This is a genomic window from Mucilaginibacter sp. AK015 (genome assembly GCF_014200785.1).
Lineage (GTDB): Bacteria > Bacteroidota > Bacteroidia > Sphingobacteriales > Sphingobacteriaceae > Mucilaginibacter.
This window is the reverse complement of record NZ_JACHCV010000004.1, coordinates 43076-56359: the sequence shown is the minus strand read 5'-3', so window position 1 is coordinate 56359 and position 13284 is coordinate 43076. Positions and strand designations below refer to the sequence as shown.

Here is a 13284-nt window from a genome sequence, read left to right as displayed (position 1 = left end):
AATCAAAAAATGAAGAAACAAGTATCAATAACCGCATTGCTTTGCCTGTTGGTTATTGCAGTTTGGCGCTGCAGCACCCCAAAAACAGAAACTGCTGCATCACTTGTAACCAAGAATTTGCTGCCCGATGATGTAAACCCGGCCTGTACCATTTCCGCGTCGGAATTTGCCGCCTGGTTTGCCGACGGTAAGGTGTCGATTAATGGGCTGGTCACGCCCGCAAACAGCGTAGCTTTTTCGGTAACCACGGGCAACTGCGATTTTTATGACTGGTCTGAACATATGCTGCTTTGGCTTACATCGCCGGTAAAAGATGGCGGGTCGGTACTGGAGTCGTCGTTATTTTACGATGTATCGGCCGGTGTTGAAGGCAGGCGCAGGCTGGTGCCGCATGATGCTAAAACCGTATTGAACATGAGTAGCGAAATCAATAAAACCGGCCCCAACGGTTTACCAGTGATAGAGAACAGCGACGGCAGGCTGCTTGAGATAGAAAATGCCGATACCACAACTAATGCGCCGGCATTAGTTAAAAGTGATAAGAGCAGCCCGCAGGAAGTTGCCAGTGTACAGCAGGATGCCGGCGGAGCGCTCCACTTTAAAGACCGCAGTAATAACGAGATTGCACATCCAAAAGCCCTCATTCGCCACGCGGTTAAAGAGAACTTTGTACAGCGTTTTAAAGTGGGAGATCATTTTGTATTTCTAGATGCCAATGGTAAGCTTACCCAGTCAGAAGTGGGGCAGGCTACAGGCCATGTGCTGATGTCAAAGCAGGGCTCGCTGGTTTATTACCTGTCATCGGTAAATGATGTGTATGCTTATTTTATGACTGGGGTTAAAAATGGCGAACTTGATAGCAGCAGTTTTCCAACCACCGCCGCTGCGCGCGACAAAATCATTGCTTATGCACGTAAAAGCGGCCACAACCTGCCCGACTCTAACGCACTTGCGCTGGAGATAAAAACGTCGTGGGTGGAGGCGGCCACGTTGCCTGATGCTGATAAGTATTTTAAGGTGAAAGCTACTATCCCGGTTTATGACACTACCAGCAAAATCAAATGGACACCGACAGGACATAAAACGGTAATGATGGCTATGGTAGGGATGCACATTGTGGGCAGCGTGGCCGGCCATCCCGAAATGATATGGGCCACTTACGAACATAACGGCATTACGCCTAATGCGGCTTATGATTATATCACCAAAGATGGAAAGGTAGCTACGCAGCCTGCAGATACCGGCACAGGTTGGGTATTTTCGACCAATGCCGCCGACACAGCGGTAAATATCCCGCACATGGGTAACCGGGATGCGCAGCGCGTTACCACGCCTTATATAACAGCACAAGCGGGCCATACCATAAGCGCAAGTAACACGCAACGTATTTTTGCCTGGGGCGCTTTCGGGATAGCTAACCCACGGTCTAAATCGGCGGCGGCATCAAACACCGAGCTGATCTCTATTAACAAAACCATTGAAACGCTGCTTTCGCAGGGCGATGTGAGGGCCAATTACCTGCTGATAGGCGCTACGTGGACAGAAAAGGGTGCAGCACCAAACGGGAAAAGCTACAGTGCGGAGTTTCAGGCACCGGGAGCGGCGGTTGGAACCAACGTGTTGGCCAACAGCACCATGGAAACCTATTTTCAAACATCCAGCAAGTCGTGCTTCACCTGCCACAGCAATTCCAAAGCCCCCGGAGTGTTACCAACAGATCTGAGCCACTATTTTAAATCGCTGCAGCCAATGGTGACAGCAAATGCAATGCGTAAACATTAGGGTAAGATCAAACAATGTCCCCTGAACCTAACGACCTCATTAATAACTTTTCAAGCGGGCTACCTTTCCATTGGTAGGAGAGACCTTAAATGAACAAAAAAAAGCCCCCGATGCATCGGAGGGCTTTTTTTAATTAACTATTAACTGATCTTAGTATTAATTAGTGGCTTGTTTGGCCTGGTTTTTCATGGCGTCGTTCGCCACGATCACGATCTCCACCCTGCGGTTCTGACTGCGGCCCTCAACGGTGTTGTTATCTGCAATTGGTTCGCTTTCGCCTTTACCGCTGGTAGTTAAGCGCGAGTTGGCCACGTTATTTGCTGCGATGTATGATTTTACCGATTCGGCCCTTCGTACCGACAGGTTTTGGTTGTACTCGTCTGTACCGGTATTATCCGTATGGCCCACAATCAGTATATTAGTTTGCGGGTTGTTTTGTAACGAGGTTGCCAGGTTAGCCAGGTTGGTACGTGCAGCAGGTTTAAGTTCTGACGAATTAGTGTCAAACAGAATACCCGAATCAAATTTCACCAAAATACCTTCGCCTTCGCGGGTAACGGTTGCCCCGGGTACAGTTTGCTTTATTTCTGCAGCTTGCCTGTCCATGTTGCGGCCAATAAATGCCCCGGCCGTGCCGCCAACAGCACCACCTATAATGGCGCCCAATGCGGTATTACCTGCTGCCTTGCCTATAAAGGCACCAATGGTACCACCGGCACCTGCGCCAATAGCTGCGCCTTTTTGTGTTTTGGTAAGTGAATTACAACCTGAGGCTATTACGCCTAACGAAGCTAACGCAATACTGTAAGTAGCGATTTTTATTTTTAGTGTTTTCATGTTTAAATGTTGTGTATTTAATAATGTGTTGCAAAGCAAATGCCAAACCCTAAACCTAAATATTATTAAAATATTATGGCCATTTGAGAAATAAAGGCGTACTATGACAACATATTTTTAAGATTTGAGAAAATAACTTTGGTTTAATACACTATGGAAAAATAAGTGGTATGCAGTGCTGCCTCTTTTTTAGTACAGCATTTATTTAACCGGCAGTTCGCCGGTAACTTTTTGCGGAAAGGTTAACGTAAATGTGCTGCCCTCTCCTTTTTCAGAAATTACGTTAATTCCTATTTTATGAAAAACCGCTATTGATTTAACGATAGGCAAGCCAAGCCCGAAGCTATCCTGCGAAAGGGATTGCTTTAGTTTCTTGAAACGGTTGAATATGTATGGTAACTCTTCATCGGCTATGCCAATACCAGTATCGGCTATGCTGATGGTGTAATTGTTTTTTACCCATTGCGCGGTCACGGTTATTTCGCCATCGGGCTTGTTGTATTTAATGGCGTTATTAATAAGGTTAAATAACATGTTAAACAGCAAAAACTTATTCACATTAATCAGTTCAACATCATCTATTACTAAAATGGCCAAACTGATGTTGCGGTCTTGCAACCGGATGGATATCTCGTCGTAAACATCCTGCAACAGGGTGCTGGCGGATATTTTATCTTCTTTTAAAAATTGCTCGTTCTCTATCTGTGATATCAGCAGCAAGGTTTTGGTAATGCTTTTTAAACGGTTAAGTATTTTCTGCATTTCCAGCAGGCGCACTTTCAGTTCGTCGGCAATGTCAAGCTCAAACATGTTTTCGATCTTTGATTGCAGGATAGAAATGGGAGTCATCAGTTCATGCGAGGCGTTGGATATGAATTCGCGCTCTTTCTGAAAGGTGGTTTCAATGGTCTCGACCATTTTGTGGATGCTGAGATCGAGCAGCTGAAAATCGGTAGTGCTGGTTTTAACTTCTTTGTAAACCGTAAATTTTGGGAACTTATTGCCGATTAGCTTTGTTTTAATAATAATGTTAAGCGGGCGTAAGATATAAGTAGAAAATATCTGGTCGGCCAAAATGGTGAGCAGAATCATCCCGAGCAATAACTGAAAGGCAATGTTTTGCAGCGGGCCGGTAGTTTCGCCAATGGTTTCGGTACTTTTGCCTATTTCTAACAGGTAGTTTTTATTATCCACCTTAAAAGTATGGCTTAATATGCGGTAGTCAATGGTGTCGCGCTCTACAAGGCGCTGCTCATCCCTTATGGTATCTAAATGATAACCCGGCTCTACTTCATCCAAACTAATGTACTCTTCTTTTAATGGGAGATACATACCGTAGCTTTCGCCGTTTTCGATATAGGTTTGTATACCTTTTTCCTTAACTATTTGTAAAAGCTTATTTTTTTGTTTCAGCAGGCGGCTATCGTTATAGCTTTTGTTAATGTTTTCGATAATATCAGGCAGCAGCAATATAAAAAGGGTTACAATAACCAATTTTGATATGGCATTAAACAGCGTAAGTTTAGTTGTAAGTTTCAAATACCTAAACGTTTGTTTTTATCCTGTAGCCTAAACCGCGCACGGTTTCCAGCCAATCGGCCGGGGCAAATGCGCTTAGCTTTTTGCGTATGTTTTTGATGTGGGCATCAATAAAGTTTGAGTCGTAATCGTCGTTAATCACACTTCCCCATATATGCTCGCTCAGTTGGGCGCGTGTAAGCGTACGGTTTTTATGCAGCAGCATATAAGCTATAAGGTCGAATTCCTTTTTTGTGATCGCATTAACGGCTTGGTCCTGGTACATAATGGTCCGCTCGGTAAGATTTACCAAAAAGCCATCCAGTTCTATAATATTTTGCGTGATGCCAAACTTGCGCCGCGTAATGGCCTGCATGCGGCTTTGCAACTCTAAAAGCGAAAAGGGTTTTGCCAGGTAATCGTCGGCCCCCAGGTCAAGCCCTTTTACACGGTCGTTAACTTCGGCGCGGGCGGTGAGTATGATACAAGCTGCTTCAGGATTGGCCTTTTTTGCTTCTTTAAGCAGATCGAGCCCTTCATAATCGGGCAAGCCCAGGTCAAGCAGTATAAAGTCATAAAGGTTAACAGCAATTTTTTCGGAAGCAGATACGCCGTTGTTGCTTACTTCGCAGATATAGTTATTTTTTACCAGGAAAAGCTCCAGTTCGTGGGCAAGCGCCTTTTCATCCTCTATGATCAGTACGTTCATTTAATAAAAGACGTAATAAAAGGTGAAATTAAAAAACGATTCCCGCCGGTTCCTCAATATCCCTTCAACGTTTACGGGTATCGAATATTTGTACGACGCCTCAAGCGTGTAGTGCGGCATATTGTACGCCAGGGGTATTTTAAAGCTGTAATTAAGCATATTAAACTTAGCGTTTGCCCTGGCCCGTCTTCCATTTTCGTTTTGCACAGCAATGTTATCGGCCTCTATCCTGTAATCATGATCTACAGAATATCGTTGCACAAAGTTTTGCGTGCCAAAAATGAGGTTAACTGAAGGGTTGATAGAAATAAAATCCTGATCGTTAAATATATTAAAGTTGCTTTCGATATATTTTGAGTTGCTGATGGTTGTGAACAGATCGTACGATTTGCCAAACAGGTAATCGGCGGTCAGGCTTGTTTTCAGATACTTCCAATCGAACGAGTTTTTCCAGTTGATATCGTTTGATGCGGAGGATTTAATAATATTTGCTTCTTTATTAAATATGAAACGCGTATAACTTACCGTACCTGTAAATTTTTTTGATAGCCTGTAATAATACCCTCCGCCAATATCAATCTCATCAACTAACGGCTTATAACCTAACACCTTTACCGCAGAGCCGTATATAAAAAAGCCGGGCTTGGTATTAAAAATAACGTCGGTAGACGTAAATGGATATTTAATTGGGCCGGTGCGGCCAAAAAATAAAGCGTCGCTGCCGTAGCTTATGCCTGCCGATACCGAGTTTTTACGCACAACGCTATCGGTATCTGCAACTGCGTAAGTATCCCTGTGTGCTATTACAGGCCGGGATACGGCCGCGTTTAATGCATTGCTTGTGATAATAAATAGCAGTACGCCAAAGTATCTCATTAATAAAAAGCTTGTGTACGTATTAGTCGTTTCTCCTTGGTATTTCCGGCGGCCGCTCTAAACCTTCGGGCCTGCGTTGCCGTTTGGGTTTTGGTTTAGCCGGTTCTATCTTTTCGGGCTTAGGCAACTTTTTTGCCTTAGCTACCTCTTTGATCTTCTTTTTATCTTCTTCTGATTGATGTGGTTTGCCTTTTGTTACAATTGTATCACGTTGTAACGTATAAAAAGTAATAAATGATACACCGCCGGTTGTATGAAGGCTGCCTTGAAAGCCGGGATTGTTATTGGCGTATGACAAACATGGCACGGATATCATTAAGAGTACAATATACAAAAACCACTTTATCATTTGAGAGAGTACGGAGCGCTAATATTGTAAAATACGCAACATGCGTATTTATTTATGAGTAATAGTTATTCTGTGTTAAAAGTGCGCAAAATCCCAATGGGCTTTATCCCCCCGGAATATCTGCGAAAAATTATATAATAGGTTTATGGCAATAATAAGCAAAAACTTACATCGCTACACTAATATGTTTCGATGTATATACACGGGCATGATCATCAATAATAATACATGCCATTTGGTTCAGTTTGTTAATCAGATACAAGCCGGCGTTCACGCCCATTGCAATTACAGGGGTTGCCATAGCATCGGCAAGTTCTGCGCCGGGAGTTATAATGCTTACACTTTTAATTTTACTAACCGGGAAACCATCGGCAGGATTGATATCACCGATAACTTTACTATTAGTCAGGTTGGTGTACTTATCGGTGTTATATGAAGTAGCTACCGCCATGTTGCTGATGTTGACACCTGCATGGGGTTGGGCTGCCTGCGATGGGTCGGCGGCGGCAATGGTCCAGGGTGTGTTATCGGGCTGCAGGCCCCAGGTTAGTAAGTCGCCACCGGCATTAATAACACCGCTGCTTACACCTTCTAGCTGTAGTATATATTTAGCCCTGTCTGCAGCGTAACCGCGGCTAACAGCACCCAAACCTATGCGCATACCCCTGTTTTTTAGAAAAACGGTTTGCGTGGCAAAATCAAGCACCACGTTGGTATAATTTGTCAGGTTAACTTTCTTTTTTAAAGCTGTTGCAGTGCCGGCGTTAGCATCAGGGCTTTTATCGATGCTAATAGTTGTTGCGGCAGCATAAGTAATGTCAAAAGTGCCTTCGGTTAATGATGAAATTTCCAACGCCCTTTCAATAATGCGGAATATTTCTGCACCTACACGCACCGGTTTAACGCCGGCATTGCGGTTTATATCGTTTATAATGCTGTCTTCAGTAAAGGTGCTAAGTAATTTATCAACGCGATTTATTTCGCTGATAGCGCTATCTATACGCTCATATGCCCAGGCAGGATCATTAGCCACTAAACTAATTTCGAATCTGTTGCCCATTAAACGCATTTCGCGTGTAAATATGGTTGACGCGCCTGTTAATTTTTTTACTGCCAGCATAGTAAATAGCGTTAATGTATAGTTAAACTTGTTGTACCCATACATTACGTAACGTAATGATAGAGTGTAACTTTACTATGCTAAAATAACCCGGTATTATGAAATTGACATGAAATGCAATTTTCTAAAAACGAAAAAAGCACCCGTAGGGTGCTTTAAATTTTACAATTATAGTAATTTATCAGGCTACAGTTCCTTCTTTAAGCTTCTCGGCGTTCTCAGCAAATTGCAGGGCTTCCATTATCTCCTGAAGGTCACCGTTCATTACGCCGGTTAGGTTGTATATGGTAAGGCCTATACGATGTTCGGTTAACCTGCCCTGCGGGTAATTATAAGTACGCACTTTAGCGCTTCTATCACCCGTGGCAACCATGGTCTTGCGCTTTTTTGATGTTTCTTCCAGGTGTTTTTGCAGTTCCATTTCGTAAACACGCGAACGTAACACCTGCAAAGCTTTGTCGTAATTTTTCAACTGCGACTTTTGATCCTGACACTGTGCCACAATACCTGTGGGGATGTGTGTTAAGCGCACAGCGGAGTAAGTGGTATTTACCGATTGCCCGCCCGGCCCTGATGCACAGAACAGGTCCTTACGTATATCGCTTACCTGTAAATCGATATCAAACTCATCAACCTCTGGCAGTACTACTACCGATGCTGCTGATGTATGCACCCGGCCCTGTGTTTCGGTATCGGGCACACGCTGCACACGGTGTACCCCGCTTTCGTACTTAAAATTACCGTAAGCATCCTCTGCGTTTACGTTAAATACAATCTCTTTATAGCCTCCGGCTGTACCTTCGGTATAATCAACCAGTTCGGTTTTCCAGCCGCGTCGCTCGCAGTAGCGCATGTACATACGGTAAAGGTCGCCTGCAAAAAGGGCAGCCTCGTCGCCGCCTGTACCGCCCCGGATCTCTATAATGGCGTTCTTAGAATCTTCCGGGTCTTTTGGTATAAGCATCAAACGGATGGTTTCTTCCATCTCTTCCTGCTTAACCAAAAGTTCATCCAATTCCATCTTAGCCATTTCGCGAAACTCCTCGTCCTTCTCGGTAGCTAATATTTCTTTATTGGTTTCGATGTTGCTCATAATGTTTTTGTACACATTATATTGCTCAACAATTTTAGCCAGGTCTTTATATTCTTTATTCAGCTGGGCAAAACGCTTCATATCAGCCATTGCTTCGGGGCTGCTTAATTCGCCTTCCACGGTTTTCCAGCGTTGAAATATCAGTTCTAATTTCTCTAACATACTATTTGAAAATCAATTGCAGCATTTTGTGGGTTACTGCGCCCCTTTTTACACAACAGCTTTTCGCGCTGTTAACTTAGCCGCAAAAACTTTTGTTATAACCAGTTCTGGTGTTGTTATTGCATTGCAAAAACATGCAAAAATACGTAATTAAAGGCACATAATAAATTCAGCGGATTGTAAAGAGATTGGATGTGAAAATATCGAATGAGGAATATCCAATTTTGAACGTCGAACAGAATATTAACCACTATTCAAAATTCAGTATTCGATGTTCGTTATTATTTATTGCCTTCAAAGTACTTCAACTCCAAACTTTCACCATCAAAAACAGCGTAGGTATTGTAATTTACCCACTCGCCCAGGTTTACATACCTGCTGTTTCCCGGCAGGGCAATATCCAAAGGCAAATGCCTGTGTCCGAAAATAAAGTAATCGTAACGCTTGTTTTTCAAAACTTCAAGGGCATAGGCTTCCAGCCATTCCTGCTGATGTTGTATCTTTTCAACATCCTGTTTGTTAGATATCCGGCTTTGATGCGACCATGCGTTGGCAATGCCTACGCCTAAATTGGGGTGCAAGCGGGCAAACAGCCATTGACATACCCGGCTGCGGAAAAACTTTTTAAGGAATTTATAGAATTTATCGCCGGGGCCAAGGCCATCGCCATGGTGTAGGTAAAAAGCCTTGCCGCCGCGTTCAATTTCCAGCTCATTAGCAATAATAGTAGCGTTTAGCTCTTCAACAAAGTAATCAAATATCCACATATCGTGGTTGCCTTTAAACAGGTAAAGCTTTACGCCTGCATCGGTTAACTGGGCCAGTTTCCCTAAAAAACGGATATAACCTTTAGGCACTACGGTTTTATATTCGAACCAAAAATCAAATACATCGCCCATTAAAAAAAGCTCGGCGCAATCATCTTTGATCGTATCCAGCCAGCGGATAATGCGATCTTCGCGCCCGCGCGACGAAGCATAGCCACCGGCGCCTAAATGAAAATCAGAAGCAAAGTATAAGTTTTTACCGGTTGGCATATTGCATCAAAAGTACGGGAATATTGGCAGCCTACAAACTCGCGTTTTCCTGAGGCATATATTGCAGGCGTTTGGCAAAGTAAATATCCCAGCTGTGCTGCTGCTGGCGGTTTACCATGTGTTCGGTGTCTTCGTCGTAATCCTGGTTAAGCTGTTTATATTTGGCATCTATCCGATTAAAAATACCCATCGCTTCGGCGTTGTAGTTCGCCGTAAAACGGGTGCGTTCAACTGCCCGTAATACTTCCTGTTGCTCCAGGTAGGCAATGGTATAATGGCCCTGCTCGTGTTTTAATATTTCGGCCAGCTGCTCTGCAGAGGTTATTCGTGAACGGTCTATCCACGATTTGTAGTTGTTCATGAACATGCGCACGTTAAAACGCAGTTGATAGTAACCGTCATTGCGGGTGGCCTGGTATTTAAAATCGATAGTGCAATTAGTATAAGCTATTACACCGCGGCCATTTGGTCGTGGGGTCCCCAGGAAATCGTTAACCGTTAAGGTGCGGTGCGGCTGCGCCCAAACAGGGTTGAGTATAAGGCACAACGCAACACCGGCGCAAAAAGCGCGTAAATATTTAAAAATCATTAGCCGTTGGTAAAGTAAAAACTTTACTTTTTGACTTCCTGCTTATCCAAAAGGTTTAAACTCATCATTTCTTTCATGGTGCGCTGCATGCCCTCGGCCGAGCCATCCAGAAAGATGACGTTGCCCTTTGAGTTTTCTGAAAAATGTTTGATAGATTCTGTCCACATGGTGAACAGGATAACGGACGTATCCATGTTGGCCGTTTGCATTTCTTTGGCGGCCATGGTCATACCCTTTGCTACTTCCTCGCGAAATAACGCGATGCCTTGCCCGCGTAGCTGTGCCGCCTGGCGTTCAGCCTCGGCAGATATTTTGATGGCGTTGCCATCGGCTTCCGCTGCCTTTGTTTTAGTGATCAGTAAAGCCTGGCCCTCGTTTTCGGCAGCGGCTTTCAGGTTATTTGAGGCCACTACCTGGCTCATCGACTTCATGATGATGTCATCAAAGGTGATGTCGTTCAGTTGCAGGTCCTGCAGGTGGTAACCCCAGCCTTCCAGTATGGCATCCAGTTGTTCTTTAACGTGTTCTACAATATCGCGGCGCAGTATCAGCACCTCGCTTTGACGTTTGGTAGCCACAAAAGCACGAATAGAGCCTTCAACGGTGCGGATAAGCGCCTGCATCAGGTTACGCTCGTCAACAAACTTAAATGCTACGTTTTTGATGCTTTCTTCCGACTGGTCTAACACCGAGTAAAGCAGCATGGCTTTAAAATATACGTTAGCCTGGTCAAACGTTACCGCCTGGAATTCCAGTTCGACCGAGCGGTTCTGGATAGATATTTTTGAGTAAATATTCTCGATAAGTGGGATCTTAAAGTTGAGCCCCGGCGTTAATATACGGCGATATTTACCAAATACGGTAACTACAGCGATAGTGCCCTGTTTTACCGTTACAAACGACGACAGGATAACGATAATGATAAAAAGTATTACAAGATACGTGATAATTGATGATGGTGTCATTAGGGATATATTTTTAATAAATATAGGCTTAATTGTAATACCATCAACATAAAGATGTCAACCAGCAGTACACGAGCCTACGCTGCTATCCAGATAGCATCCACAAACCATTTTTTGCTGTCGAAGAATTGGTTTAGCGGTTTAAATCCTGCGCTGGCAGCCATATCATCCACCTGGCCTGCCGTGTATTTCTGTGAAATCTCCATATCGATATATTCATCTTTTTTAAAAGAGATAGTTTCGCTGCCAATTTTTACGCGCTGGTCGGCAAGGCTAATAAGGTAGCTTTTGCATGCACCTGTTTCGGGGTTGTAAGTTGCATAATGGTCAAACTGGGTGGTGTTAAAGTCGCCGCCAAGTTCGCGGTTTATACGTTCAAGCAGGTTTATATTAAAGCGTTTGGTAATACCTTCTTTATCGTTGTAAGCGGCCAAAACCGTCTTAGGGTTTTTTTTCAGGTCTACCCCTATAAGTACCATGTCGCCCTTTGAAAGGTTATTGTGTAATTCACGGCAAAAGCCCTGTGCTACATCAACCGGCATATTGCCAATGTTTGAACCCAGGAACATCACCACCTTGCGTTTATTTGAAATTGAGGCCGCTTTGCGCAGCATATCAAAATATTCGCCGTTAAGCCCGGTAATTTTGATGCCTGGGAGGGTAACCGGAAGGGTAATATTTAGATAAGATATTACATTTTCGGAGATATCAATAGGCAGGTAAGTAAATTCCGCTTTGTTATCTATCAGATATTTTAACAACCGGGTTGATTTTGTGGCATCGCCCGCGCCAAGCTCTATCAGGTCAAATGCGTCGCCTTCGGCAATAATGGCTTTACATAGTTCTGCCGTTTGCGAAGTGAAGATCTCCATTTCGCAATTGGTTGGATAATATTCTTCGCAGTTCATCAGCTCCTGGAAAAGCTTATCGCCGTGGGCATCATAAAAATATTTTGAGTCGAGGTGTTTAGGCGTAGATGCCAATCCGGCTATAACGTCCTTGTAAAACTGATGATCGGCAATAGTATTAACCGTTTGTTGTGTTGCTGCATTGGTAGATGCCATAAATATCGGATAGTAATGTTAAAATTATTTTGCAAGGCGTATGCCGGTAAATTGCCAGCGCAGTTCGGGTTGAAAAAAATTACGATAGGTAACGCGGCTATGGTTTGGCGAGGTTACTTCTGATGCACCGCGCAGTACCTTTTGGCCAACCATAAATTTGCCGTTGTATTCGCCGATTGCGCCGGGTGCTTTAGCGAACCCAGGATATGGCAGGTAGGCGCTTTCTGTCCACTCCCAGCGCAGGCCCCAGTTAAACTGTCCGGCCGCGGCCTCCCATTCAAATTCGGTAGGCAGGCGCATGCCTTTCCATGATGCATAAGCGTAAGCCTCGTAGTAACTGATATGGGTAACTGCTTCGTGCATATTCACGGGCTGCAAACCATGGTAAGTATAGTTATGCCATGTGCCGTCAATTTGGTGCCAGTACATTGGCGCTTCTACTTTGTTGGTATTCACCCAATCCCAGCCGGCGGCATGCCAATGGCGGAAATCGTGGTAACCGCCATTACTTACAAATTCTAAATATTCTGCATTGGTTACCAGATCCGGGCTTATCTCAAATGCATTAAGGTAAACTTTATGGCGGTTCAGCTCGTTATCAAAACAAAACCCCACGCCTTCAAAACCCACCTCGTAAATACCTTCGTTAAGTTTAATGAATGGCGCTCCTGACTTGTTGAATTTGGGCGTTGCATAATCTTTTGAATAAGCCGGGAACAGCGGGTTATTGCCCAAAATGTATTTAATATCGGTAAGCAAAAGCTCCTGGTGCTGCTCCTCGTGGTTAAATCCTAATATCAACAGTTCTGCTACGTCTTGGTTGATATCGCCGCAGGCGATAAAATTAAGCATAGCATCATCCACATACTTGCGGTAGCGTTTAATATCGATAACCGTTGGCCGGCTCAGGTTGCCCCTGTCGGTACGGATAACGCGGTTGCCCACGGTCTCGTAATAACTATTAAAAACGTAATTGTAATTAGGGTCGAATTCCTGGTATTCGGCAAAGTAAGGTTTCAGAATAAATGTTTCAAAAAACCAGGTAGTATGGCCTATGTGCCATTTCGGCGGGCTAACGTCAACCACGGGTTGCACAACATAATCTTCGGTTTGCAATGGTTCGCAAATGGCCTCGGTACGCTTGCGCACTTTTATATAGCAATCGGCTAAATCAATCATATTA

General features: G+C 44.0%; 13 protein-coding genes. 1 reads left to right on the top strand and 12 read right to left on the bottom strand.

What is annotated here, in order from left to right:
* The first annotated feature begins 9 nt into the window (after positions 1-9).
* Positions 10-1782: a hypothetical protein gene (locus HDC91_RS15220; RefSeq protein ID WP_183553613.1), complete on the top strand. Its 1773-nt coding sequence runs from the start codon at positions 10-12 to the stop codon at positions 1780-1782.
* Between the two features lie 156 nt (positions 1783-1938).
* Here the strand turns inward: HDC91_RS15220 and HDC91_RS15215 are convergent, their stop codons facing one another.
* The 12 genes from HDC91_RS15215 to egtB all read right to left on the bottom strand — a co-directional run bounded on the left by HDC91_RS15215 (position 1939) and on the right by egtB (position 13280).
* Positions 1939-2619, bottom strand: a complete 681-nt coding sequence (locus tag HDC91_RS15215; protein WP_162429796.1) for an OmpA family protein — start codon at positions 2617-2619, stop codon at positions 1939-1941.
* Positions 2620-2820: 201 nt separating this feature from the next.
* Entirely contained in the window at positions 2821-4158 is a 1338-nt protein-coding gene (locus tag HDC91_RS15210; protein ID WP_183553611.1) for a cell wall metabolism sensor histidine kinase WalK, read from the bottom strand.
* 4 nt (positions 4159-4162) lie between these two features.
* Positions 4163-4846 carry a response regulator transcription factor gene (locus HDC91_RS15205; protein WP_183553609.1) on the bottom strand — a complete coding sequence of 228 codons (684 nt, stop codon included), beginning with the start codon at positions 4844-4846 and terminating at the stop codon, positions 4163-4165.
* Positions 4847-5722, bottom strand: coding sequence for a hypothetical protein (locus HDC91_RS15200; RefSeq protein WP_183553607.1), 876 nt, complete (start codon positions 5720-5722; stop codon positions 4847-4849).
* Positions 5723-5744: 22 nt separating this feature from the next.
* Entirely contained in the window at positions 5745-6038 is a 294-nt protein-coding gene (locus HDC91_RS15195; RefSeq protein ID WP_183553605.1) for a hypothetical protein, read from the bottom strand.
* Between the two features lie 199 nt (positions 6039-6237).
* On the bottom strand, positions 6238-7191 hold the full coding sequence (locus HDC91_RS15190) for an FAD:protein FMN transferase (protein WP_183553603.1): 954 nt from the start codon (positions 7189-7191) through the stop codon (positions 6238-6240).
* Between the two features lie 181 nt (positions 7192-7372).
* Positions 7373-8446: a peptide chain release factor 1 gene (gene prfA / locus HDC91_RS15185; RefSeq protein WP_183553601.1), complete on the bottom strand. Its 1074-nt coding sequence runs from the start codon at positions 8444-8446 to the stop codon at positions 7373-7375.
* A gap of 281 nt (positions 8447-8727) precedes the next feature.
* The gene (locus tag HDC91_RS15180) at positions 8728-9483 is read right to left on the bottom strand and encodes a UDP-2,3-diacylglucosamine diphosphatase (RefSeq protein WP_183553599.1); all 756 of its coding nucleotides are present in this window, start codon (positions 9481-9483) and stop codon (positions 8728-8730) included.
* Positions 9484-9514: 31 nt separating this feature from the next.
* The gene (locus HDC91_RS15175) at positions 9515-10072 is read right to left on the bottom strand and encodes a DUF922 domain-containing protein (RefSeq protein ID WP_183553597.1); all 558 of its coding nucleotides are present in this window, start codon (positions 10070-10072) and stop codon (positions 9515-9517) included.
* Between the two features lie 23 nt (positions 10073-10095).
* Positions 10096-11037 carry an SPFH domain-containing protein gene (locus HDC91_RS15170; RefSeq protein WP_183553595.1) on the bottom strand — a complete coding sequence of 314 codons (942 nt, stop codon included), beginning with the start codon at positions 11035-11037 and terminating at the stop codon, positions 10096-10098.
* A gap of 77 nt (positions 11038-11114) precedes the next feature.
* Entirely contained in the window at positions 11115-12101 is a 987-nt protein-coding gene (gene egtD / locus HDC91_RS15165) for an L-histidine N(alpha)-methyltransferase (RefSeq protein WP_183553593.1), read from the bottom strand.
* 24 nt (positions 12102-12125) lie between these two features.
* Positions 12126-13280, bottom strand: a complete 1155-nt coding sequence (gene egtB, locus HDC91_RS15160) for an ergothioneine biosynthesis protein EgtB (RefSeq protein WP_183553591.1) — start codon at positions 13278-13280, stop codon at positions 12126-12128.
* Positions 13281-13284 lie beyond the last annotated feature (4 nt).